This window comes from Vibrio campbellii CAIM 519 = NBRC 15631 = ATCC 25920 (assembly GCF_002163755.1).
Classification (GTDB): Bacteria; Pseudomonadota; Gammaproteobacteria; order Enterobacterales; family Vibrionaceae; genus Vibrio; species Vibrio campbellii.
Genome location: NZ_CP015863.1, coordinates 2,454,763 through 2,479,062, shown reverse-complemented (window position 1 = coordinate 2,479,062; position 24,300 = coordinate 2,454,763). Strand labels below are relative to the sequence as shown.

Below are 24,300 nucleotides of genomic sequence, written 5' to 3'. Positions count from 1 at the left end.
AGATCAAATTTTTGGATGGATTGATAATTGAAAGGAATAGTTTGTTCTCATAGTGGGTTTTAACTTGGTCAGAATACCGACAATTCACTCAGTACTCTTCTTGCTCAAGTTTTGATAGTTGCTTATCATGCGTGTTCTTGTTCAGAGGATTATGAAAACTATGCGCTATTTAGCTCTCTTATTGATAGGTTGGTTGTCTCTGCCAGTTTATGCATTAACTCAGGTGGATATCTATCGTGCCGAAGTGGCGATCGACGGTGAGCAAAAAGACGGCGAAGAACTCGCTCGTCAACAAGGTATGCAAGATGTGATTGTGCGTGCGACTGGCAGCCAATCTTCCCTTAGCAACCCAGTAATTAAGAAAGCAGTGGGTTCAAGTTCTCGCTATATTTCTCAACTTGGTTACGGCCAAATTGATGGTCAAAACAGCTTGAAGATGCTGTTTAACAGCGGCCAAATCCGTTCACTGCTGACTCAAGCTCAGCTTCCATTGTGGTCACCAAACCGTGCCAACATTTTGGTGTGGATGGTAGAAGAGCAGGGCTACGATCGTACGATTACGTGGGAGCACTCAGATTCAGCAAGTGCAGCTGCGTTGCGTGAAGCCGCACAAGCGCGTGGTTTACCAGTCACTATGCCCGTGGGTGATTTTGATGATGTGACGGGTGTGAATGTGTCTGACCTTTGGGGTGACTTCGTTGATCCAATTAGCCAAGCGAGCCAACGTTACCCGGTCGATGCGGTACTGATCGTACGCGTTCAAGGCGATAAGCTTCGCTGGACTCTGTACGACCAATCACCAGCACAATTATCTGAATCAAAGCAGTCTCCACGCAGTGGTTCTGCATCAGGTGCGAATGCGATTCCTGCGATGATGGGCGGTATTGCTGATTACTACGCGAAGAAGAGTGCGGTGGTGGTTTCAAGCAAATCGTCTAAAGCCCTAGATGTGAAAGTACTGAACGTTGAATCAGCAATGGATTTCTTTGAGCTAGAGAATTCGCTAACCAAGCTTAACTCGGTAGCGGGTACGGAAATCAAGCGTATTCAAGGCAACCAAGTGACGCTAACAATTCATCTATTGGCCTCACAGCAGGCGTTTGAGCAAGAAGCGTCTTCGATTCGTCCGTTAGAAGTGACTGAAGATCCGATGGTGGGTATGGAACCAGCAACACCAGTGCAGCTTCCGGTAGAACCTGCTCAACCAGCACAATTGCCAGCAGAGTCAGAAGAAGGTCAAACGGCGAATGTGGTCGAACTCGATACGGCGAACGAGCAGGCTCAGCCAGAGCAGCCTGTGATCGCTCAGCCAGCACCAGTGCAATACGACTTGATCTATAAGTGGAAGGCGCCTGTGCGTACTCAAGCTGAGCCAGTAGAGGAAGAATCAGAAATCGCGCCAGTGCTAGAAACAGACGTGGTTGAAGATCATCTGACTTAACTCGTGTTCAATAAAAAACGAACAAAAAAAGAGTCGCCTAGTGCGACTCTTTTTTATGTAGTACCGTCCTAAGTAAGGTAGCTACATTTCCAACATTACATTGGCGAATATTATGCAGAGACTGAAGCTGGATGTCTCTGAGCTTATTACTTATTCCTTATTACTTATTGAATTTCGCTTTCTCTTCTTTCTCAACTTGAGACAAGCGTTTTAGCTTCAAACCTAATTCTTTACCTCGTGCTCGTGCAAACAATATGTTGCCGACGAAGCCAAGTGAGGTAAGCGCTAACTCCACAACGGCTAACCATCGCTCACCGCCATCAACATACAGAATCGTTAGGGCGTGCAAGAAGTAAAGCATTAAGACGAAGTTTGCCCACGCGTGCGTGTAAGGCTTGCCCGCAAGAATACCCGGAAGCGGCAATAATAGAGGGATACACCACGCAATTGCCAGCGTAGTGCTGCTTAGATGCGGGTGAGGGGAAAGGGCTAGTTGCCAAATTGCGACCCAAGCCAATAACGCCAAATTGCCAAATAGCGCCATGTAGCGATAGGTTTGGGTGCGTGTGCTGAGAGGTGGTTGGTCGATAATGTCAGACATCGATTTACTTATCCTTGAGCTTACTGACTTCCTTTGAGCTTTTGCGCTGCGGTTGCCAGTCGTTTTCCTAATTGTTGTGCGAGACGAATCTCTTCTGCAGTAAGACTTGGTTCGTGTCCTACACTGCTTGCCCCATAAGGCGTGCCACCAGACTTTGTGGTGTGCAGTTCGGGCTCTGAGTAAGGAATACCCAACACCATCATGCCGTGATGCAGAAGTGGGGTCATCATGCTCTGTAGAGTCGTCTCTTGACCACCGTGCATTGAAGACGATGAGGTAAACACACAGGCTGGTTTATCGATAAGGTCGCCATTCACCCACAAAGGTGTGGTTTGATCCCAAAAGTGCTTGAGCGGCGCTGCCATGTTGCCAAACCATACTGGGCTGCCAAACGCGAGACCATCGCACTGCTTCAATTCATCTAGAGTAACAAGTGGATCAGAAGGGGTATGTGAGTGAGGTGACAATTCTTCAACTGTACGCAAAATCGCTTCGCAATGAGGAGTCGATTCGACCCCTCTTGCTATCTGTCTTGCCAGCTGTTTTGTTGAGCCATGACGGCTGAAATACAAAATGAGGATCTGGCAATCCATTTATAGAATTTCCAACACTTGCTCTGGTGGACGACCGATCTTCGCTTTACCGTTTGCAACCACAACAGGGCGCTCGAACAGTTTAGGGTTTTGCGCCATTGCATCGAAAAGCTGCTCATCAGTCACTGAGGTGTCACCAAGTGCTAGCTCTTTGTAAATGTCTTCTTTGGTACGCATCATTTCGCGTACTGAAGAAAAACCAAGTTGAGCGTAAAGTGCTTTCAGTTGTTCAACATTAAGCGGTGTATCTAGGTATTTAACCACTTCCGGTGTTACACCATTTTGCTCAAGCAGTTCTAGAGTTTGACGGCTCTTCGAGCAACGAGGGTTGTGATAAATCACGACTGACATGGTTTTCTCCATTTCGTTATTGTAATGCCATGAATCGATCTCTTTGGATCATCAGTTGGTCGATACGAGCATCATATCGAGCTTGTTTCAAGCTGCCCAACTCAGCAATTTTACTTGCCTCACTATAATACTGGATCGCTTTGTTCCAGTTTGCTCGCAATGCCAAAATTTCGGCACGTGCGGCGAGTTCTTCATCATTGTTGCCCAGAGCGTGGTTGCCTTTTGAAAGCAGGTGCCAACCATTGGTGTCTTCTGGGTTATCGTGAGTGTAGCGCTGCAGAATACGTACTGCTTCTTCGTCTTTCTTCGCTTCAAGTAATGCGTTGGCATAGTTGATGGTTAAGACGTTGTTTTGCGGATTACGTTTTAGCGCGCTGCTCAGCATATCGACCGCTCTTTGTGGCTTTTTCTGCGCAATGTACAAATCTGTCATTGCGTCTAAGTAGAATGGGTTGCCAGGGTCTTGTTGTAGCAGCTTTTTCAGCAGCGGCTCTGCTTCGCTCAGGCGTTTGTTATCTAAGTGAACCAGCGCACGCCCGTAATCAAACGATGACATGATTTCTTGTGAGGCTTTTTTCTGAGTACGTTTAAACCATCCCATCGCAGCTTGTCCATCGATACCTGCGTAACGCGCAACGATCCGAGCTCGCGTCAAGTGGTAGTCAATCGACGGCATGATGCGCATTGGCGGATAAGCTCGGGCACGTGCTCGGCTATCGGTAATACGGTCTTCTGGTAATGGGTGAGTCAGCAGCATTGGTGGTGGCTTGCTGGCGTAGCGATATTCATCCGCTAGGCGACCAAAAAAACGTGGCATTGCTTGTGCGTCAAAGCCTGCTTTTGCCAGTGTCGCGATACCAAAACGGTCGGCTTCTTTTTCGTTTGAGCGGGTGTAGTTGATTTGGCTTTGCATGTTGCCTGCGGTTGCTGCCGTTACGGCTGCCATGCCTGCTTCTGGGGCGGCAATGGCGAGTAACAGCGCGCCAGCCAATGCAGCCATCGTTGCAGGAGAACGACGTGCTTGCTCTTCCATGCTTCGTGCGAGGTGGCGCTGTGTGACGTGCGCGATTTCGTGCGCGACAACAGAGGCCAGTTCACTTTCGGTACGAGCATGTAAAAACAGACCCGAGTGCAGAGCAACATAACCGCCAAAGAAGGCGAATGCGTTGATGTTGCGATCTCGAATCATGAAAAAATGAAACGGAGTTTTTACGTCATTTGCATTCGCGACCAAACGGTGACCGAGGGTGTCAATGTATTCATTGATGACAGGGTCGCTAACAATAGGGCTGCTTGATCGAAGCATACGCATGTAGGCGTCGCCGTAAATCAACTCTTGATCGATTGTCAGCGTGCCCCCAGCTGCCGTACCAATATCAGGGAGGTCGAGACTATTGGCGTAAATCGGCGCAGGTGTACTCAATGCAGTAGCAAGGCATAAACAAACTAGCGAGCGAGTGCGTTTTAACATACGGTTTAAAGATTCTCCAAAATACCGAGTCTGTGCTTGAGAGATGAATTCCTTTCAACGTCAGCACAGGCTTTATGGTCATCCGTGTCGGATGAATATGCTAGCAATAAGACCGAAGATAAACGAATTGGTTTCGTAAATTGTCATACACATAACTTTAAATTGTTAATTTAGAAGTCATTGTCGTCTACGCTTAAATCACTAGCACCAGCTCAAAAAGCCGTTACAATACAACCCTATCACAAGTGCAGAGCAATACAATGGAATCCATGTTACTCGATTTGCGTGAGCAAAGCTGCCCTATGGCACTGTTACTTGCTAAGCGTCACGCTGCAGATGTGTTTCAGGGAGAAACACCGCAATATCATCAGCTTGTCATTCAAGTGGTGGACAAAAGCTCTAAACACGACATCGTGAAGTATTTGCGTCACCAAGGTTATACGGTGGATTGCCAAGCTTCGCCAGAACACTTCACTTTGACAGTATTCAATAAGGAACCTTCATAAGATGCTTGAAATGGTAAGTCGTTGGTATAAGCGACGCTTTTCTGACCCACATGCAGTGAGCCTAGTGGCGATCTTGCTGTTCGGTTTTATCACTATTTACTTCTTCGGGCATTTGATTGCGCCATTGTTGGTGGCGATCGTTCTTGCATACCTACTTGAATGGCCGGTGACACAAATGTGCCGTTTGGGTATTCCTCGTACCTTCTCTGTGATTACCGTCATTCTCATCTTTATTGGTTTGATGCTGATTGCCGTATTTGGTTTAGTGCCGACCATTTGGACTCAGGTCGGAAACTTAATCAACGACATCCCGAACATGTATGCGGGGCTGCAAAAGTTTATTGCAACTTTGCCACAGCGCTACCCTGAGTTAGCAAACTTACAAATTGTCGAAACCGTCGTGACTAACGCGAAGAACCAGGCGCTTGGCTTGGGTGAGAGTGTTGTGAAGGGCTCACTGGCTTCTTTGGTTAGTTTGGCAACGTTGGCGGTTTACCTGATCCTTGTTCCGCTGTTGGTGTTCTTCTTGTTGAAAGACAAAGAAGAGATGATGAGCATGGCAAGTGGCATTCTGCCGAAAAACCGTAAGCTAGCGAACAAAGTGTGGCATGAGATGAACGAGCAAATCTCTAACTACATTCGCGGTAAAGTCTTAGAAATCCTTATCGTAGGTGGCGTGAGCTACGTGACGTTTGCTATTCTAGACCTGCGCTACTCTGCATTACTTGCTGTTGCGGTGGGTTTGTCAGTACTGATCCCATACATCGGTGCGGCTGCGGTGACTGTGCCTGTTGCGATTGTCGGTTTGTTCCAATGGGGTCTTACACCGCAGTTCTATTGGCTATTGGTTGCTTATGGCATTATTCAGGCACTAGACGGCAACGTATTAGTCCCTGTGCTGTTCTCTGAAGCGGTAAACCTTCACCCTGTTGCCATTATCGTGGCTGTGCTGGTATTTGGTGGATTGTGGGGCTTCTGGGGCGTGTTCTTTGCGATTCCATTGGCAACGCTAGTGAAAGCAGTATGGAACGCCTTGCCAAGCACCGAAGAAAACGAGCCGATACAAGAATAGAAATGAATTCCAATAAAAAGCCCAGCGATTGCTGGGCTTTTTGATATTCGGATGAAAGCTAAAGCTTACGCGTTTTCTTTCAAGTAGTTCACAACCACTTCATGGTGATCTTTAGTTTTGAACTTGTTGAATACGTGTTCAATCACGCCTTCTTCGTTGATCAGGAAGCTGATACGGTGAAGACCATCGTACACCTTGCCCATGAACTTTTTCTCGCCCCATACGCCGAACTGGTCAGCAACCGCATGGTCTTCGTCAGAAAGTAGTGTGAAGTTCAGCTCATCACGTTCGATGAATTTACCTAGGCGTTTTACTGGGTCGATGCTTACGCCCAATACCACAACGTTGTGTGCGTCTAGCTCTGCTTTTACATCACGCAGACCTTTCGCCTGAGTGGTACAACCCGGCGTCATTGCTTTCGGGTAGAAGTAAAACAGAACTTTCTTGCCTTTAAAATCACCAAGAGAAACGGTGTTGCCATCTTGGTCGAGCAAAGAGAAGGCTGGCGCTGGCGAGCCTGCTGTCAGCGTATTCATGGTTATGTCCTTTACTTATAGATTATTTTTAATGAAATTAAGAGAACCTTGTACGTTGAGCGTGTTACAAAGTTCATCGAAATCTTCTTGTAGTTGCATCAGATTGCAGTCAGCGCTCACTGAAGCGGTGATCGCGATGTGGAACTGATCCGCATCCAGTTGGATTTTAGATTTACTGATGGTTTGCGCACTAAGAGAATGTAGGCCAATCTGTTTATCGGCGAAAAACTGTGTGAACTTTTCAGTGAGGCCGATGCGATCTTCAGAATCAATGAACACTTCCATCGTGTAGCTGTTGTCGAGCAACTCATGTGCTGACGTGCGTTTCATGATGGTAATGAGGTCGTGTTCTTGCCCAAGAAGTGGCAATTGCGTCTCGACGCGAGTGACATTACTGGCGTTCCCAGTAAGCAGCATGATAAGCGTAAATTCGTTACCAAAGATAGCGATACGGCTATCGACAATGTTACAGCCAGCTTGTGTGACGAGCTTAACCACTTGGTTACATATGCCCGGACGATCCTTTCCAACCGCTGTAAGTACCAGATGTTGCTTCATAAATGAGCTTCTTGTCCTTTCTTTCAATAGAGAGATGGTAGCACAGATACAGCACAGAAATGTCGAGTCAGTTCTTTTTTTAAACTTGTTAAAACGCTTTGTTGATTAAGTGAACAGTTTGCTTGCGAGGCGTTCTATTAATTCACTCAACGCTGACTTGAGCCTCATGACGAGAGAGTATATTCCGCGCCTAATTTAAAGTGGCGAGCTCAGCTTGCTCACGGCGTATCGCCATTAAACACAATTATCAGAATGGATAGGATTGAGAACAAAATTCACATTTTAGTTGCGAGACCTCTAACAACTGATAATTATTCATTCATTTGTACTTTGTAAGCGAGTTTACGCTCTTGTGTTTGTCAATCGCATTACAGTACCATGCAGAAAGAGTAAAATGAGGGAGATAAACATGTTTTCAGGAAGTATCGTAGCGCTGATTACACCATTAAAAGCAGATGGTGAAGTAGACTTTGATAGTTTACAAAAGCTTGTTGAGTACCATGTTGAAGCAGGTACAGACGGTATTGTCGCAGTTGGCACCACAGGTGAGTCAGCGACTCTAACCATTGAAGAGCATGTAAAGGTCGTAAATAAAACCGTTGAGTTTGCAAACGGTCGTATCCCAGTGATTGCTGGTACGGGTGCAAATGCGACCCACGAAGCAGTTACATTCAGCAAATTATTGGCTGATTCTGGTATCTCTGGCTTCCTGAGCGTAACACCTTACTACAACAAACCAACTCAAGAAGGTTTGTTCCTACACTACAAAGCAATCGCAGAAGCGAGTGACGTACCTCTAATTTTGTACAATGTACCGGGTCGTACTGCAGTAGATATGTCTCCTGAGACAGTGGCACGCTTGTCAAAGCTTGATAATATCGTGGCACTGAAAGACGCGACAGGCGATTTGAGCCGAATTGCACTTCACCGTGAACTTTGTGGCGAAGATTTTATCTTACTAAGTGGTGATGATGCGACTGGCCTAGAATTTGTTAAACTTGGCGGTCACGGCGTTATCTCGGTAACGAACAATATCGCAGCGGAAGACATGGCAGACATGTTCCATTTGGCAAGTGAAGGTAAATTCGACGAAGCAGAAGCGATCAACGAACGTTTGATGACTCTGCATAAAAACCTATTCGTGGAATCAAGCCCAATCCCAGTAAAATGGGCAGCACACAAGCTTGGTTTGATTGAAGAGGGTGAATTGCGTCTTCCTTTGACCCCACTTTCTGAAAAATCGCAGCCAGTTGTGGAACAGGCGCTAACAGACGCCGGTATTTATTAAGATTGATTTGCTAGGATCGAAGTTCATGCTGGGGGCAAGTAGGCCCTCAGTGTTTTAGGAGTATAAATGAAGCTTTCAAGCCAGTTAGTGTTAAGTTCACTAGCTGTATTCGTATTGACTGCCTGTTCAGGTGGTGCCAACCAGCGTCGTCAAGCAAAGGACGACTTCGAGTATTTGAACACACCAGCTCTGGAAGAGTGGAGTGTACCGGCAGGTGCTCAACCTCAGTTTTACCCTAACTACCGTATTCCTCAAGGAAACTATGCGGGTGGTATCGGTAAAGAAGTTGATATTCGTCCGCCTCAGCAAGTATTGGAATTGATCCCTGGTGCTCGCCTAGACCGCAGCAACGACGGTGAAGTAACACTATGGCTGCTTCGCAAGGATGAACTGGATAAAGTTTGGCAAATCGTTCAAAAGATGGTTTCAGAGAACAAGATCCCGGTAGAAAACCAAACGGACAATCGTATCGAGACAGGTTGGGTTACTTGGAACTCACCTGATGAAGACATGGAAATCGGTAGCCGCTACGAAATTACTCGTGGTGAGATGAACGGTCGCCATGGTTTTAAAGTAAGCTTGATTGATTGGCGTGAAGGCAACCAAGTGAAAGAAGTAACACGTACTAACCGTGAGCGTTACAACGTGTTTATGACTAACTTGGTGACGGCTCGTTACGACCAACATGTACGTAAAGAAGCCCAGCGTAAAGCACAAGAGCTCGTGAAACACATCCCAATTACGATGGGTAAAGACCGCAGCGGTTTGCCAGTGATCATTGCTCGTGCTCAGTACAATGTGGTTTGGAACCGTCTACCAGATACGCTACCTAAGATGGGCTTCAAGATTGAAGAACGCAGCCAATCTCAAGGTACTGTGACTGCGAAGTACGCATCACCAGATGACGAGTTCTGGAATGACATCGGCGTGAAGCCTGTTGACCTAGCTCCTGGCAAGTACACCTTCCTACTTGGTGACTTAGGTAACCGTACTTCTATCAACATTACTGATTCTGCTGGTAAGCCAGTAGAAGAAGAGTTCTTGAAGTCACTGGCGCCAGTACTTGCTGCTGTTGTGAAAGAGTAATTGCTCTCTACAACTAAGTAGTCAGACACAGACAAACAAAAGGGACCTCAATGGTCCCTTTTTGCTGTTTGCTTTAACGAGAATGCTCGACGGGGTAGAGCGCCTGAAGTGGTATCAAGCTTGTCTTGAATTCACAGAGAGGTTAACGAGATTCGTCTTTCTTCTCTCCGTTTTCATCGTAACGCTCTTTATCCAGTTCGTTCAGTTTGTCTAAATCGTTCTTGCGACCTTTATCCATCTGACCGAACTTCATTTTGGCGGTGTACTTGAGAGCAGCGATATTACCTACCACGATGCTGAGCACTATGATGATAATGACCCAAGGGTTGGTTAGTAATTCGATCATAGAGCCTCCGGCGGCGTGATATTGTGAATGAATTTGGTAACGATCTTATCCAAATTATTCAATATGACGTCGATCCCTGCAATGCTGTCGATCTGATTTTGCTCAATTAACTGATTTCTCAGCACTTCGGGCGTCAGATGAGTTAAGCATTGTAGCCCAACCGATTTATGACTGATGTGCCAAGGTTCAATCGCCACGCCACCCAGATCTTGCTGATAAGGGAAGAAGAAACCAAAGCTATCTAGGTTGGCTTCCAACCATTGATAGAACGCCAACTGATGACCTTCTAAGTATTCCCACGGCTCCAATTGTAATTGCGTGCCTGGCGGTAACAAGTTACGCGCGTAGACATCAAAATCACAACCCCAATGATGTCGGCTACCGCCGGGTAGGGCTGACCAGCGCAGGATCGCAATCAGCTTTTCTTCATCACTGAGCTTCGCTTTGTCTAAAGGTTGGGAGTGGGAGTCTAAGATTGTTAAGTCACCGGCAAACTTACCGTTCCAGATGGCTTTTTGGCGATGAAAATCGCGAAAGCCGCTGGCGATTTCCATCTTAAAGCCAGCTTCGATTGCGGCTTCAATCATCTTCAACAAATCATCGACGACTTCTGGATGAAGCATAAACGCCTTTTGACCCACTAACGTGGATTGAAGATGCGAATCGGTGATTCCGGTAAGTTGCTCTGGTGTCATGGTGTTCTCGTTAAATACTACTTACTGCACTCGCAGGCGCTATTTTGCCAATAAGTGCTTTAGCGTGTTCTCGTACATGTCGGTCAATTTCTCTAGGTCATCGACCTTCACACACTCGTTCACTTTATGAATCGTCGCGTTCACTGGACCAAGCTCAACCACTTGACCGCCCATGCGCGCGATAAAGCGGCCATCAGACGTACCACCTGTGGTCAGAAGTGCAGGCTTAGTGCTGTTCACCTCATCAACCGCCACAACGACGGCATCAAGTAGCGCACCTGTATCGGTTAGGAACGGGTCGCCATTGAATGTCCACTTTAGATCGTAGTCTAAGTCATGCTTATCCAGCGTTTCGGTGATACGTTGAACAATCACTTCATTGCTCAATTCAGTACTGAAACGAAGGTTAAATTGAACGTTAAACTCACCCGGAATCACGTTAGACGCGCCAGTACCTGCCGAAACATTCGGGATCTGGAAGCTAGTCGGAGGGAAGTAGTCGTTACCTTGGTCCCACTCAGTGGTCGCTAATTCATGGATTGCCATAAGCGACTGATGAACAGGGTTGTTTGCAAGATGAGGGTAGGCCACGTGGCCTTGCGTACCTTTCACAGTTAGATCGCCGGTGATTGAGCCACGGCGGCCATTCTTCACGACATCACCAACCACTTCAGTACTTGAAGGTTCGCCAACGATACACATATCGATGTTCTCGCCGCGATCCATTAGCGTTTCAACCACGCGAACCGTACCGTTGATGAACGGGCCTTCTTCGTCTGACGTGATCAAGAAGCCGATCGAGCCTTTGTGGTCTGGGTTTTCTGCAATAAAGCGCTCAACCGCCACGACCATACACGCTAGCGAGCCTTTCATGTCTGCGGCGCCACGACCGTGAAGGTAACCATCGATAATAGTCGGCTCAAATGGGTGGGTGTCCCATTGCTCTAGCTTGCCTGCTGGTACGACATCGGTGTGACCGGCAAAAGCAAACAATGGTGCTTCTGTACCACGGCGAGCCCAGAAGTTAGCGGTGTCCTCAAACACCATCACTTCGATTTCAAAACCAAGCGCTTTTAATCGCTCGATCATTACATCCTGACAGCCTGCATCTTCAGGCGTTACGGACTGGCGGCTGATCAGGTCTTTAGTGAGTGCCAGTACTGGACTGTCTGTCATCCTTGAGTGTTCCTTTAATTAAGAGTTAAAAATGGTCGCGTATTGGTCTGCTTTGAAACCAATATGAAGTTGGTCTTCAACTTTCAAGATAGGGCGCTTAATCATCGCTGGGTTTTCTACTAACAGCGCGATTGCGTTTTCTTCGTTAAGAGCATCTTTTTGTTCTTGAGTCAGCTGACGGAAAGTCGTGCCACGCTTGTTCAGAACCTGCTCCCAACCTAGTGCGTTACAAAATTCAGTCACCATTGCCGCATCGATACCTTGTTTGCGGTAGTCGTGAAAATCAAAAGCAACGTTTTCCGCTTCTAGCCATTTCTTGGCTTTTTTAATCGTGTCGCAGTTTGGGATGCCGAACATGGTGATCGTCATATTATTTCCTCTTGTCTTTGTGCTTTACTTATCGGTTTGCGCTATGGAACGCCCGATTTTGCGTTGTTTTTGGCTGTTCAAGCATCCTATCAAGAAGCAACCAATGTGACAAAATCATGGGGCGAATATTTCACAGGTCAGTGCTCTATTGGGCCGTGCCCAGTCGCTCATTCCTCCACCAAACAGCGATAAGAATGATAAAAAACTTGGCTAAATAGCACGGAAAAGTCGAGTTATTGATCAAACGCAACATCTTGCTGAGCAAAAAGGAAATAATGAATCGGCACAATTTTAGGAGGTGTCAATGGAATTGAGTCCTGTTTTTGCAAGGCGGCTATATTTGGCCTTGTTGGTGGAAAACCTAGAAAGGCCAAATGTACCAAAATTGATCGAAAGAACGGGGTGGCCTCGTCGTACTATTCAAGATGTACTCAAGGCATTACCGGGGATCGGCATCGAACTCATCTTCGTTCAAGATGGTCGACGTCATAACGACGGCTATTACCAACTTTCGGATTGGGGACCTTTTGACAGTCAATGGGTTCTTGAGCGAGAGGGAGATATCGCTAGCAGTCTTGGATTTCGTGCATAAGCCAGCAATTGCTGGCTTTTTTACGTTTGGAAAACGCTTATTGGCAGCGGTAGGCAGTACCTAGTACGCTGAAAGAAGTCACAAAGTCTTGTGGGGAGACCATGTAAACGGTGTCGGCCTCGAGCAAAGCGGCGTTGTTTTTCAAATCGGCCATCGCACCATGCATCATGGCATCGTTGGTGTAGAACAAGTAACTGTACCAGTGACCTTCGCTGCCCGTGACTTCACCTAAATACTCGCATTGCTCCGGATTGAACTGGCTATCAAAGCGAATCTGAACGTCATCACTTGATGCCGCCGGTAGCGTTGACGGTGACGAACAGCCCATCAAAGCTAGTGCGATGCTTCCTATCATCACAGAACGTTGCATATTATTTCCCCATCACGATGTAAGCCGCAAAACCAATCCAGCTTAGAACCAATAGTGCCCAAGGTAATACAGCTGGTTTGCTCGTTGATGCTTCAATATTTGCTGAATCTTGTTCAACGACGTCATCACGTTGACGCTGTTTTTCTCTCTGTTGTTTTTTCTTCGCTTTATCGGCCTGTCGATTGCGCTCTTTCTGCTGCTTTTTGTACTGAGCAATGCCTTTTTCAATCCCCTGGGCGATCAGTTTCGTCTGCTCTTTGGTTTGCCCTGGCTTTTGGGTTGATTTGGCAATTTTCATGGCTTCAGTTTGGGTTTCTTGAGAAGGAGCGGGTGCTGCTGTGTTTTTCTTTTTCATGCTTTTTTATCGACGTCACTGTAAATCTTAACTTAGTTTACCTGCGTAAGATGACGAAATGAACTTTAGTTCTCATCTTTGCTGGGTTGCAACTCTTAAGCGATCGGTTAAAGTGGCGTTTTTATGAAACTAAGAAGACGATATTGTGCGTTACTCATTTGATCAGTACGACGCTCATGGATTTTTGAAAGCGCCAATTATGTTATGGCTAGGGTGGATGTTCCTAGCGCGCTCTTGGGTAGTGTTTGCCATGGCAGGAGTAAGTAGACACAGCGGTAGCAAGATATTATCGATTGTTTATCCCGACTCAAATACGCTATATCTCGGACTATCGATGGGTATTCCAAGTTTATTATTGATGTGGCTGATGGGCTTACGTCATCCAGACAGAGGTTGGGTGAATCAAATTACGCAGCATGGTCGTGCCATGACTTTGATCTTGTGCGGTATTCAATTGGTTCAGACCATGTATCATGTCTACTTAGAACATGGTGTATTCAACTGGGCAAACGCGCTCACTATTACCCTGTTAGCTTGGTTTATGATCTATCTTTTTAATGGAAGATGGGCGAAAGACTGTTTCAACGTGCCACAAGTTGAGCACAAAGAAGAACAGCCATCTAAGAATTAAGAACAAAAAATTCCCGCATGGGGCAATGTATAGAGGATTTCTCAATGTCACAAGCTCAAACGGCGATTGTGCCTGAAGCAGGACCATTTGCACTTTACACTCAGTTAAAGGTGAACCAAAACCGTGAAAACGTACTGGCGAAACTGAAAGCGCTACCTGGGCTAGTAAATGAGCTAAATGCGAGCCAACCAGGTGCAGACCTAACGATTTCTATCGCATTCACTAAGTCTTTCTGGCAGCACCTAAACATGCAAATGCCAGAAGATTTGATCGACTTCCCTGAGCTAGGCGAAGGCGACGTGATTGCGCCTGCATCTGATGTTGATGTACTGATTCACTGCCACTCAAATCGTCACGATTTGCACTTCTATGTACTGCGTAAATTCCTAGTGGATACAGCAGAAGATGTAACAGTCGTCGACGAAACTTACGGTTACCGTTACCTAGATGCTCGTGACATGACGGATTTCGTAGATGGCACAGAGAACCCGAAAGGTGATGCGCGTGCTGACGTTGCATTGATCAAAGACGGCGCTTTCGCTGGTGGTAGCTACGTGATGGTTCAACGCTTTGAGCACAACCTTCCTGCATGGAACCGTCTGAATGTCTCTGCTCAAGAGAAAGTCATTGGCCGTACTAAACCAGACTCTATCGAGCTAGAAGACGTTCCAGCTGCGTCTCACGTAGGTCGCGTAGACATTAAAGAAGAAGGTAAAGGTCTTAAGATCGTTCGCCACAGCTTGCCATACGGCACAGCGACTGGTGCACATGGTCTTCTATTCATCTCTTACTGCAATACTATCCACAACATCAAAGTGATGCTTGAAAGCATGTACGGTGTGACGGATGGCAAGACAGACCAACTGCTTCGTTTCACTAAAGCGGTAACAGGCGCTTACTTTTTCGCTCCATCACAAGAAATGCTAGCGGAATTGGCGATTAAGTAATTTCCTAGAAGCAACGTATACTAAAGCTCTCCGCTCGGAGGGCTTTTTCGTCTTTCCTCCCTTTCCATTACTTTGAGCACTGGCTCTTTCTCAAAAAAACCTAAACCTTTCTGCAATTTGGTCGATAAGTATCCAAAGCCTTAATTTCAGGACCAATATTTGTGGCGATCACTGTTAATACCAATGTGGCAGCACTTGTCGCACAGCGTCATTTGACCAGTGCAACCGATATGCTGAACCAATCCATGGAGCGTTTGTCTTCAGGGAAGCGTATTAACGGCGCAAAGGATGACGCTGCGGGTATGCAAATCTCCAACCGTCTGCAATCGCAAATGCGTGGTTTAGATGTTGCCGTACGTAACGCGAACGATGGCATTTCCATCATGCAAACTGCGGAAGGCGCGATGAATGAGGTGACCAATATCATGCAACGTATGCGTGATTTGTCGCTCCAGTCAGCTAATGGCTCAAACAGCAAAGCGGAACGCACTGCGCTGCAAGAAGAAGTGATGGCACTTAATGATGAGCTAAACCGCATTGCCGAAACCACCTCCTTTGGTGGGCGTAAATTACTGAATGGCACATTTGGCACATCGTCTTTTCAAATCGGTGCAACTGCTGGTGAAGCGGTACAAATTGGCCTACGGACTATGCAGCCGGAATCTTTTGCTAGCTTTTCTATGAGATCATCTCAAAGGGTCGGCTCCGATTGGATGGTTCAAAACGGAAACAACGATATTGTTATCCACTATCGTGATAACAATTTTGAAGAGCAGGAGGTCCGTATTGAAGCTAAAGCAGGTGACGATATAGAAGAACTCGCTACTTACATTAATGGGCAAACCGATAAAGTAAAAGCGTCTGTTAATGAAGAGGGGCAACTGCAGTTACTGATGTCCTATAAAGATGCCATAGGATACCCTGGACCAACCTTCAGTGGTGGTTTGGGGGATGAGTTAGAGCTTGACAAGTATGTCACCGTAAAAAGAACGGTAGATAAAATTGATATCAGTACGGTGGGTGGTGCTCAGATGGCGGTTGGTATTCTAGATGATGCCATGAAAACAGTGGACAGCAGTCGTGCTGAGCTAGGTGCGTATCAAAACCGCTTTAATCATGCGATCAATAATCTGGAGAATATCCACGAAAACCTAGCGGCTTCGAATCGCCGTATTCAAGATACTGATTACGCCAAAGAAACCACACAAATGGTGAAGCAGCAGATCTTACAACAGGTCAGCACTTCGATTCTGGCACAAGCAAAACAAGCGCCAAACCTTGCTTTGACGCTGCTTGGTTAATGATTCGCACCACACGAATTTAACGCAAAATCAGCCTGTATCGACAATTCGAAAAGAAGCTTTAGCGAAAAATGAAAGTTTTTTTGCTTTTTTATCCGCTTCGTCACGATTACCCCTCCAAACGAATTATTTTCAAAAAAATCTAAAATTTTTTCTAAAGAAAACAGGGCATGCGCCGTTAATAAAAGTAACTTTGAGAGAACTACTTGGTTTTCCGAGACGTCGGAAACCGTTACATCGGAAAATCAATTGGAGAAATCACCATGGCAGTGAATGTAAACACAAACGTATCAGCGATGACCGCTCAGCGTTACCTAAACAACGCAAACTCAGCACAACAAACTTCTATGGAGCGTTTGTCTTCAGGTTTCAAAATCAACAGCGCGAAAGATGACGCTGCGGGTCTTCAAATCTCGAACCGCTTGAACGTACAAAGCCGTGGTCTGGATGTGGCTGTTCGTAACGCGAACGACGGTATCTCTATTGCACAAACTGCTGAAGGTGCAATGAACGAGACCACTAACATCCTACAACGTATGCGTGACCTGTCTCTTCAATCAGCAAACGGTTCTAACTCAAAAGCAGAACGTGTTGCGATTCAAGAAGAAGTAACAGCACTGAACGATGAACTAAACCGTATCGCTGAAACGACTTCTTTCGGTGGTAACAAGCTTCTAAACGGTACTTACGGTACTCAGTCTTTCCAAATCGGTGCGGACAACGGTGAAGCAGTAATGCTTAACCTAAAAGACATGCGCTCAGACAATAAAATGATGGGCGGCGTGAGCTACCAAGCTGACAACGGTAAAGACAAAAACTGGAACGTTGAAGCGGGCAAAAACGACCTGAAAATCAGCCTGACTGACAGCTTTGGTCAAGAGCAAGAAATCAACATCAGCGCGAAAGCGGGTGACGATATCGAAGAGCTAGCGACGTACATCAATGGTCAAACTGACCTAGTAAAAGCGTCAGTAGACCAAGACGGCAAACTACAAGTGTTTGCGGGTAACAACAAAGTTGAAGGTGACGTTGAATTCTCAGGCGGCCTATCTGGTGAGCTAGGTCTAAGCGACGGCAATAACGTAACGGTTGATACTATCGACGTAACATCAGTAGGTGGCGCACAAGAATCTGTGGCTATCATTGATGCGGCACTGAAATACGTAGACAGCCACCGTGCAGAGCTGGGTGCTTTCCAAAACCGTTTCAACCACGCAATCAGCAACTTGGATAACATCAACGAGAACGTGAACGCGTCGAAGAGCCGTATTAAAGATACTGACTTCGCGAAAGAAACGACTCAAATGACTAAGTCACAAATTCTATCGCAAGCGTCAAGTTCTATCCTTGCGCAAGCGAAACAAGCGCCGAACTCAGCGCTAAGCCTACTAGGTTAATAACCTAAGGCGAGAACCCCATTGGCTCGTGGTGAGAGATGAGCGAGTAAACCCAGCTTCGGCTGGGTTTTTTTATATCTGTTTTTGAGGTTTGGACAAGCTTGAGTTACTTCTAGTTACAATATTAGAGATGCATCACACTTCAGTAAGCCAAAGAAATTAATCGCAAAAAATTGAAAATTTCTCCTAAAGGATATTTATAGGCCGCCGTTAAAGGGACTGAGAGAAATGAGATGTACCTAAGTGAGGTGAGAGACACGACGGTGCATCAACTAAAGCCTTAAGGAGATCAACTATGGCGATTAACGTTAATACTAACGTTTCTGCGATGACCGCACAGCGTTACCTAAACCAAGCGGCTGAAGGTCAACAAAAATCAATGGAGCGTTTGTCTTCGGGTTATAAAATCAATAGCGCGAAAGATGATGCTGCAGGTCTACAGATTTCTAACCGTTTGAACGCACAGAGCCGTGGTCTAGACATGGCTGTGAAAAACGCGAACGACGGCATCTCTATTGCACAGGTTGCTGAAGGTGCAATGAATGAATCTACCAACATCCTACAACGTATGCGTGACCTATCGCTTCAATCTGCGAACGGTTCAAACTCGCGTTCTGAGCGTGTAGCGATTCAAGAAGAAGTAACAGCACTTAACGACGAACTAAACCGTATCGCTGAAACCACATCATTTGGTGGTAACAAGCTTCTTAACGGTACTTACGGTACTCAATCTTTCCAAATCGGTGCGGACTCTGGTGAAGCAGTAATGCTTTCTATGGGTAACTTACGTTCTGATACTTCTGCAATGGGCGGTAAGAGCTACTCAGCAGAAGATGGCAAAGATGCATCTTGGGCAGTAGGTGATAACACTGAGCTTAAGATGACTTACACCAACAAGCAAGGTGAAGAGAAAGAGCTGACTATCAACGCGAAACAAGGCGATGATATCGAGCAGCTAGCAACTTACATCAACGGTCAAAGCGAAGATGTAAAAGCATCTGTTGGTGAAGATGGCAAGCTACAAGTATTCGCTGCTACTCAAAAAGTAACAGGCGATGTAGAGTTCTCTGGCAACCTAGCGGGTGAAATTGGCTTCGGCGATGCAAAAGACGTAACGGTTAAAGACATCGACGTAACCACAGTTGCAGGCTCTCAAGAAGCAGTAGCGATCATTGACGGCGCACTAAAATCAGTAGACAGCCAACGTGCGTCTCTTGGTGCATTCCAAAACCGTTTCAACCACGCTATCAGCAACCTAGACAACATTAACGAGAATGTTAACGCGTCTAACAGCCGTATTAAAGATACTGACTACGCGAAGGAAACGACAGCAATGACTAAGTCGCAAATCCTTCAACAAGCAAGTACTTCAATCCTGGCACAAGCGAAGCAGTCACCATCTGCAGCGCTAAGCTTGTTGGGCTAATTGGGTCGACTCAGCCTAGTGATACCATCACCAAAGCGATAGACCTAATCGTTAGCTCATAAGGTGGAAGGGAGATTGTAATGGAAATATCCTCCTACACGTCGAACATCCAGCCTTACGGCACACCGAGTGGCACAAAAGTTGCTAAAGAAAATGGCATAGGCACGCCTAGCACAGCAAGTACTAACGGCACCGTTCCCGTTAAAAAACCGAACGATGCCGAACGCGAACTCTATGTTCAAGCTGCGATTGAAATGGCGGAATCTCGCCAAGAGCTGAACAAAGAAGAACGCGAAAAAATGGTCGAGCAAATGAATGAATTTGTGAGCGCCATGAATAAAGGGGTAGCGTTTCGAGTCGATGAAGAATCGGGCCGAGACGTTGTGACGATTTACGAAGCCACAACCGGTGATGTAATTCGTCAGATCCCTGATGAAGAAATGCTCGTGGTATTGCGTCGCCTAGCTGAGCACACAGCTAACCGCGGTTTGTTAGTTGAAAAGGTGTAAGTCGTTTTTGAGGTGATTTGATGAGTTTAGGCCCTTTGGGGATGTCTGGCGGCATGGATATCAATTCCATGGTCAGCAAAATTGTAGATGCCGAGCGTGTGCCAAAGCAGCAACGCATCGACAACGAGCGCGCGACAATTGACGCCAGCATCAGTGCCTATGGGCGACTCAGAGAATCGTTGGATACGATGAAGAATCTCATGACGAACTTTCGTCAGGAGAAGGCGTTTGCCGTTCGTTCTATAGAGACAACGGACGACGCAGTCGTATCCGCGACCGCAACAACAGACGCTATAGCCGGTAAGTATGCTATCGATGTGTTGCAGCTTGCACAGAGCCACAAAGTGGCTTCTGACGTTTTGCCAGAAGACGCCAAGTTTGGCGCTGGTAAGCTGCAGATTTCTCTTGGTGATGACACCTTCGACGTTAATGTCCGTTCTAGCTCTAAGCTAGTTGATGTCGTTCGTGGAATTAACGGCGCTAAGGATAACCCTGGCGTACGTGCTTCCGTTATTAACGACGTAGAAGGGCCGCGTTTGATCCTTGCTTCGAACCTTTCGGGCAAGGACCATCAAATCAAAGTCAGTGTGGATGCCGAAGCTGGCAACCCTCTGAAACATTTCGAATACAAAACTCTGGAAGACCGAGTGAACGCGCTTGAAGAAGCTCGTGAAGCGGCAGAAGCCGTACTTGGCCCCCTTAAAGAACCAGAGTCAAACACCGATGCAGACCAACCTGAACAGGTGGATGCAGACGGCAATCCTATACCTCCTGAAGAACAAAAAGCGGCAGAGAATGCGCAAGATGGCGCAACGGACGAACCGATCTCTGCGGCGGGTGCCGCTGCGGCGAAGGCAGGGCAAGAAGCAATTGATGCTGCCAATAAACGAGCGGGTATGCGTCCGCAAGACAGCATACCCGGTTGGACAGAAACCGCTTCAGGCACACTTCTCGATTCTTACCGTCCGCCAGAATTAGAGCTGGATGAAGAAGCCATCGCGAAAGCACCAGACGTTCCGGGCTGGAACAATGCAGCCTCTGGTACGCTGACTGACTCTTACGTCACAACCAAAGAAGCTAAACAACAGCTTGAACAAGAGAAAGCGGAAATTGAGCAAAAGATTGCCGATGAAAAGCAAGAACTTGACCAAAAGGTGGCTCGTGGTGAACTGACGGAAGAACAAGCGAAGCAAATCCATCGCGCTAAACTAGAGCCTGAAGAGCGCGAGCGTCTTGAGAAAATTGATGTCGCAGAGGCAAAGATCGCAGAAGCGCAAAAAGCCTTTGAAGTTTATTCAGGCATGACAGAAGTGCAAGCCGGTCAGGATTCGCAAGTGATGCTTGATGGCGTTGCACAGCTTTCGAGCCATAACAACGTGATTGAAGACGCCATTGAAGGTGTAAACCTAACGCTGAAGGGCAAATCGGAACTGGGTAAACCCCCGGCTGAGATTGGCGTTGAGTATGATCGCCAGAGTGTACGGTCAGATATTGAAAACTTCGTTTCCGCGTACAACTCGTTCTATCAAACCTCTAAAGCACTTGCCAGTGTTGACCCGACGACAGGTCAGAAAGGACCGTTAGCGGGTGACAGTACGGTACGTAACGCTGATGCACGTTTGAAATCGGTCTTTTCAACCTCGATAGAGAAAGCACCGGAAGATCTGAAATCCTTGACTGAGTTCGGTATCACCACCACACGTCAAGGTACGTTAGAAATCAACTATGACATGTTGGATCGCCAATTGAACAACAACTTTAATGAGTTGGAGAAGTTCTTTGGCGGTAACACAGGTTTCGCGAAATGCGTTGAAGACGCAATCCAAGGCATTACCGGTTTTACGGGTAGCATCCGTACGCGAGAGAAGAGCCTAACTGAACAAAACTACCGCCTTGGAGACGACCAAGCGGCATTAGATCGCCGCATGGACAGTTTAGAGAAGCGTACTCACGCTAAGTTCGCTGCGATGCAAGATGCAACGGGTAAGATGCAGGGCCAACTAGGGGCGCTGATGAACGCGTTGGGCCAATAGATGAAAGATGCACTCATAGAAATTAGTGATATTGATCAACTAATTACGCAAGAGCTGGAAAAAGTCGACTTTAATACTGAAGAAATCCTTCACTTGGTCGATATCAGGGAACGGTTATTGCAAAACCTGCTGTCCATTGTTGAGAACAATCCATTGGTGAAGCAGGAAGCAGAGTGGCAAGACTTGCTCACTCGTACCAAAAGTATTGTTGAGCTGATGCAAAACGAAACCACTAACGTCGGTAAAGAGCTTCACAAGTTCCGTTATGGTCAACGTTCGCTTCAGCAGTACAAAAAATTTATATAAAAGAGGAATACTATGCGCGGTTCTTTGCAAGCATACAAAAAGGTATCAGTCGACAGCCAGCTGAGTGCGGCGTCTCCGCACAAAGTCATTCAAATGCTAATGGCAGGTGCAATTGAGCGTCTGATCCAAGGTAAAGCAGCAATGCAAGCAGGTAACATTCCTGCAAAAGGTGAACGCTTGGGTAAGGCGTTGGACATCATCATCGCACTTCGTAGTTGTCTATCTATGGAAGATGGTGGTGACATTGCTTCAAACTTAGATTCACTTTACGAATTTATGATCACTCAGATCTCGGCTGCGAACCACCAGAATGATCCTCAACCAATTGATGATGTTATTGATATTATTCGCGAAATCAAATCGGCTTGGGACCAGATTCCTACTGAGTTCCACAACCTAACGGCAGCAGAAGTCGGCATTTAATCGATAAAACAATACCTTACTTAATGAGTAGGGTATTGTGCCAAATTGCATAGAAATGAGTTAGATAAAGTTACAATAGAGCTCACACCTCTTTATTGCTTGGTTGCCTTATTTTTTTATTCAAATAAAATAGAAGTCATTAGTGGCCCTAATGGCTTTTTTTTGTTGCTGATTTTCCTATTTTGTCTATCGTTAATTGAGAGTGGTCCCCCCCTTTCTAACACTCAATTGCGCAAATCAAGGTTTGGCCGCAACAACCCCATAATAAAGGCAATCATTCTTACTTATGCAAGGTTTGGCAAAGCTGCTTGTAATCGATGACGATGCACCAAGTCGTTTGAATATAAGCAATATATTGGAATTTGTTGGAGAAAGTTGCGAAGCTGTCAGTTCTGATCAGCTAGGCGATGTTGACTGGTCAGCCGTTTGGTCAGGCTGCATTGTCGGTAACATCTCTGCGGGTCATGCAGCGACAGCGGTGATGGCTCACCTCAACGAAGCGTACCATATCCCACTTCTCGTCATGGGCTCTTTCCCATTGCCCGTTGATGATTTGCCAAACTTTGTCGGTGAATTAGAGCAACCGCTCAACTACCCGCAACTTAGCGAAGCGTTACGTCATTGCAAAGACTTCCTTGGTCGTAAAGGCGTAAACGTGGTAGCAAGCGCACGCAAAAACACGCTTTTCCGTAGCCTTGTCGGCCAAAGCCGAGGCATTCAAGAAGTTCGTCATTTGATCGAACAAGTATCAGGTACTGAAGCAAACGTACTTATCTTGGGTGAATCTGGTACAGGTAAAGAAGTGGTAGCACGAAACATTCATTACCATTCTGCTTACCGCAATGGTCCGTTTGTGCCTATCAACTGTGGCGCCATTCCCCCAGAACTATTAGAAAGTGAACTGTTTGGTCACGAAAAAGGCGCATTTACTGGCGCTTTAACAGCACGTAAAGGCCGTTTTGAACTGGCTGAGGGTGGCACTATCTTCCTTGATGAAATTGGCGATATGCCGATGTCGATGCAAGTGAAGTTATTGCGTGTACTGCAAGAGCGTTGCTTCGAGCGTGTTGGTGGTAATACGACGATCAAGGTGAACGTTCGAGTGGTAGCAGCAACACACCGAAACCTAGAAGGGATGATCGACGACGGCACATTCCGTGAAGATCTTTTCTACCGTTTGAATGTCTTCCCAATTGAAATGCCAGCGCTAAAAGCGCGTAAGCAAGACATCCCTTTGTTGCTACAAGAGCTAATGACGCGTTTGGAAGCAGAAGGCGGGCAACCAATTTGCTTCACACCTCGTGCAATCAACTCATTGATGGAGCATAACTGGCCGGGTAACGTCCGCGAGCTTGCTAACCTTGTTGAGCGTATGGTGATCCTGTACCCGAATAGCCTAGTGGACGTGAATCACTTACCCACCAAATACCGTTACAGCGATATCCCAGAATTCCAGCCAGAAGGTAACCCATTCACCTCTGTGGAAGAGCAAGAACGCGATGTGTTCCAAGATATCTTCTCTGAGAACTTCAGCTTTGATGAGCAGAACGACCTGGACCACAACATGAATGCACCTCAAGGATTGCCACCAGAAGGGGTTAACTTGAAAGAGCTGCTTGCGGATATGGAAGTCAACATGATCAGCCAAGCGCTTGAAGCACAGAGTGGTGTGGTAGCAAGAGCTGCAGATATGCTAGGGATGCGACGCACAACACTGGTTGAGAAAATGCGTAAGTACAACCTTCAACGCTAGGGTCACCCTGGCGTTAAAGCGGTTGAATCTCAGGCAACTTGTTATCTTTTCTGACAATAAAACCGCACATTTCTTAGTGTCAGCTTCTTGTCGATGACATAACGCTATGATAAATATAGAAAACAGTTTGGTACGCTAATTGCTTGCCAAGCTGTTTTAGTATTTAAA

Annotated in this window: 28 protein-coding genes; 16 read left to right on the top strand and 12 right to left on the bottom strand. The window is 46.5% G+C overall.

Annotation, left to right across the window (positions count from 1 at the left end; all coding sequences use genetic code 11):
• Positions 1-160: 160 nt before the first annotated feature.
• On the top strand, positions 161-1,441 hold the full coding sequence (locus A8140_RS11900) for a DUF2066 domain-containing protein (protein ID WP_005533968.1): 1,281 nt from the start codon (positions 161-163) through the stop codon (positions 1,439-1,441).
• Positions 1,442-1,601: 160 nt separating this feature from the next.
• On the opposite strand, the gene A8140_RS11895 is transcribed toward A8140_RS11900, so the two are convergent.
• The 4 genes from A8140_RS11895 to bepA are packed head-to-tail and all read right to left on the bottom strand — an operon-like array spanning position 1,602 to position 4,457.
• Positions 1,602-2,042, bottom strand: a complete 441-nt coding sequence (locus A8140_RS11895; RefSeq protein WP_005432995.1) for a DUF2069 domain-containing protein — start codon at positions 2,040-2,042, stop codon at positions 1,602-1,604.
• A gap of 20 nt (positions 2,043-2,062) precedes the next feature.
• The gene (gene wrbA, locus A8140_RS11890; protein WP_005533969.1) at positions 2,063-2,635 is read right to left on the bottom strand and encodes an NAD(P)H:quinone oxidoreductase; all 573 of its coding nucleotides are present in this window, start codon (positions 2,633-2,635) and stop codon (positions 2,063-2,065) included.
• Complete coding sequence (arsC, locus tag A8140_RS11885; RefSeq protein WP_005533970.1) at positions 2,636-2,986, bottom strand: arsenate reductase (glutaredoxin); 351 nt, start codon at positions 2,984-2,986, stop codon at positions 2,636-2,638.
• 16 nt (positions 2,987-3,002) lie between these two features.
• Positions 3,003-4,457 carry a beta-barrel assembly-enhancing protease gene (gene bepA / locus A8140_RS11880; protein ID WP_005533971.1) on the bottom strand — a complete coding sequence of 485 codons (1,455 nt, stop codon included), beginning with the start codon at positions 4,455-4,457 and terminating at the stop codon, positions 3,003-3,005.
• Between the two features lie 269 nt (positions 4,458-4,726).
• On the opposite strand from bepA, the gene A8140_RS11875 reads away from it, so the two are divergent.
• Together A8140_RS11875 and A8140_RS11870 are read left to right on the top strand one after the other, a co-directional pair.
• Positions 4,727-4,963: a sulfurtransferase TusA family protein gene (locus A8140_RS11875; RefSeq protein WP_005533972.1), complete on the top strand. Its 237-nt coding sequence runs from the start codon at positions 4,727-4,729 to the stop codon at positions 4,961-4,963.
• A 1-nt stretch (position 4,964) separates the two neighbouring features.
• The gene (locus A8140_RS11870) at positions 4,965-6,035 is read left to right on the top strand and encodes an AI-2E family transporter (RefSeq protein WP_005533973.1); all 1,071 of its coding nucleotides are present in this window, start codon (positions 4,965-4,967) and stop codon (positions 6,033-6,035) included.
• A gap of 65 nt (positions 6,036-6,100) precedes the next feature.
• Here the strand turns inward: A8140_RS11870 and bcp are convergent, their stop codons facing one another.
• A complete protein-coding gene (bcp, locus tag A8140_RS11865; RefSeq protein WP_005433058.1) occupies positions 6,101-6,571 on the bottom strand; it encodes a thioredoxin-dependent thiol peroxidase in 471 nt (156 codons plus the stop codon).
• A 15-nt stretch (positions 6,572-6,586) separates the two neighbouring features.
• Entirely contained in the window at positions 6,587-7,129 is a 543-nt protein-coding gene (locus A8140_RS11860; protein ID WP_005533974.1) for a glycine cleavage system transcriptional repressor, read from the bottom strand.
• A 409-nt stretch (positions 7,130-7,538) separates the two neighbouring features.
• Between A8140_RS11860 and dapA the strand changes: the two genes are divergently transcribed.
• Positions 7,539-8,417, top strand: coding sequence for a 4-hydroxy-tetrahydrodipicolinate synthase (gene dapA, locus A8140_RS11855; RefSeq protein ID WP_005533975.1), 879 nt, complete (start codon positions 7,539-7,541; stop codon positions 8,415-8,417).
• Positions 8,418-8,483: 66 nt separating this feature from the next.
• Positions 8,484-9,503: an outer membrane protein assembly factor BamC gene (gene bamC, locus A8140_RS11850; protein WP_005533976.1), complete on the top strand. Its 1,020-nt coding sequence runs from the start codon at positions 8,484-8,486 to the stop codon at positions 9,501-9,503.
• A gap of 142 nt (positions 9,504-9,645) precedes the next feature.
• Here bamC and A8140_RS11845 read toward each other — a convergent pair whose 3' ends face one another.
• The 4 genes from A8140_RS11845 to A8140_RS11830 are packed head-to-tail and all read right to left on the bottom strand — an operon-like array spanning position 9,646 to position 12,089.
• Positions 9,646-9,849 carry a DUF2897 family protein gene (locus A8140_RS11845; protein ID WP_005433031.1) on the bottom strand — a complete coding sequence of 68 codons (204 nt, stop codon included), beginning with the start codon at positions 9,847-9,849 and terminating at the stop codon, positions 9,646-9,648.
• A complete protein-coding gene (locus A8140_RS11840) occupies positions 9,846-10,544 on the bottom strand; it encodes a M15 family metallopeptidase (protein WP_005533978.1) in 699 nt (232 codons plus the stop codon). Before A8140_RS11840 ends, A8140_RS11845 begins: the two co-directional genes overlap by 4 nt.
• A 39-nt stretch (positions 10,545-10,583) precedes the next feature.
• Positions 10,584-11,720 carry a succinyl-diaminopimelate desuccinylase gene (gene dapE, locus A8140_RS11835; RefSeq protein ID WP_005533979.1) on the bottom strand — a complete coding sequence of 379 codons (1,137 nt, stop codon included), beginning with the start codon at positions 11,718-11,720 and terminating at the stop codon, positions 10,584-10,586.
• A gap of 18 nt (positions 11,721-11,738) precedes the next feature.
• On the bottom strand, positions 11,739-12,089 hold the full coding sequence (locus A8140_RS11830; RefSeq protein ID WP_005433033.1) for an ArsC family reductase: 351 nt from the start codon (positions 12,087-12,089) through the stop codon (positions 11,739-11,741).
• Between the two features lie 304 nt (positions 12,090-12,393).
• On the opposite strand from A8140_RS11830, the gene A8140_RS11820 reads away from it, so the two are divergent.
• A complete protein-coding gene (locus A8140_RS11820) occupies positions 12,394-12,681 on the top strand; it encodes a winged helix-turn-helix domain-containing protein (RefSeq protein ID WP_005445349.1) in 288 nt (95 codons plus the stop codon).
• Positions 12,682-12,718: 37 nt separating this feature from the next.
• On the opposite strand, the gene A8140_RS11815 is transcribed toward A8140_RS11820, so the two are convergent.
• Together A8140_RS11815 and A8140_RS11810 are read right to left on the bottom strand one after the other, a co-directional pair.
• A complete protein-coding gene (locus tag A8140_RS11815) occupies positions 12,719-13,051 on the bottom strand; it encodes a DUF4156 domain-containing protein (protein ID WP_005533981.1) in 333 nt (110 codons plus the stop codon).
• Position 13,052: 1 nt separating this feature from the next.
• A complete protein-coding gene (locus tag A8140_RS11810; RefSeq protein ID WP_005533982.1) occupies positions 13,053-13,406 on the bottom strand; it encodes a DUF2956 domain-containing protein in 354 nt (117 codons plus the stop codon).
• Between the two features lie 145 nt (positions 13,407-13,551).
• On the opposite strand from A8140_RS11810, the gene A8140_RS11805 reads away from it, so the two are divergent.
• The 10 genes from A8140_RS11805 (at position 13,552) to A8140_RS11755 (ending at position 24,132) form a co-directional block, all read left to right on the top strand.
• Positions 13,552-14,037, top strand: a complete 486-nt coding sequence (locus A8140_RS11805) for a DUF2919 domain-containing protein (RefSeq protein ID WP_005533984.1) — start codon at positions 13,552-13,554, stop codon at positions 14,035-14,037.
• A 44-nt stretch (positions 14,038-14,081) separates the two neighbouring features.
• On the top strand, positions 14,082-14,984 hold the full coding sequence (locus A8140_RS11800; protein WP_005533992.1) for a Dyp-type peroxidase: 903 nt from the start codon (positions 14,082-14,084) through the stop codon (positions 14,982-14,984).
• 161 nt (positions 14,985-15,145) lie between these two features.
• Positions 15,146-16,285 carry a flagellin gene (locus A8140_RS11795; RefSeq protein ID WP_005533994.1) on the top strand — a complete coding sequence of 380 codons (1,140 nt, stop codon included), beginning with the start codon at positions 15,146-15,148 and terminating at the stop codon, positions 16,283-16,285.
• A 263-nt stretch (positions 16,286-16,548) separates the two neighbouring features.
• Entirely contained in the window at positions 16,549-17,682 is a 1,134-nt protein-coding gene (locus A8140_RS11785) for a flagellin (protein ID WP_087490646.1), read from the top strand.
• 295 nt (positions 17,683-17,977) lie between these two features.
• Positions 17,978-19,108 (top strand): flagellin, encoded by a 1,131-nt coding sequence (locus A8140_RS11780; RefSeq protein ID WP_005531042.1) that lies wholly within the window; start codon positions 17,978-17,980, stop codon positions 19,106-19,108.
• 80 nt (positions 19,109-19,188) lie between these two features.
• Entirely contained in the window at positions 19,189-19,617 is a 429-nt protein-coding gene (flaG, locus tag A8140_RS11775; RefSeq protein WP_005531045.1) for a flagellar protein FlaG, read from the top strand.
• 20 nt (positions 19,618-19,637) lie between these two features.
• The gene (gene fliD, locus A8140_RS11770) at positions 19,638-21,650 is read left to right on the top strand and encodes a flagellar filament capping protein FliD (protein WP_005531052.1); all 2,013 of its coding nucleotides are present in this window, start codon (positions 19,638-19,640) and stop codon (positions 21,648-21,650) included.
• Positions 21,651-21,956 (top strand): flagellar protein FliT, encoded by a 306-nt coding sequence (locus tag A8140_RS11765; protein ID WP_005531053.1) that lies wholly within the window; start codon positions 21,651-21,653, stop codon positions 21,954-21,956.
• Between the two features lie 12 nt (positions 21,957-21,968).
• Entirely contained in the window at positions 21,969-22,379 is a 411-nt protein-coding gene (gene fliS, locus A8140_RS11760) for a flagellar export chaperone FliS (protein ID WP_005433081.1), read from the top strand.
• A gap of 286 nt (positions 22,380-22,665) precedes the next feature.
• Positions 22,666-24,132, top strand: coding sequence for a sigma-54 dependent transcriptional regulator (locus A8140_RS11755; protein ID WP_005531054.1), 1,467 nt, complete (start codon positions 22,666-22,668; stop codon positions 24,130-24,132).
• Positions 24,133-24,300: the final 168 nt, after the last annotated feature.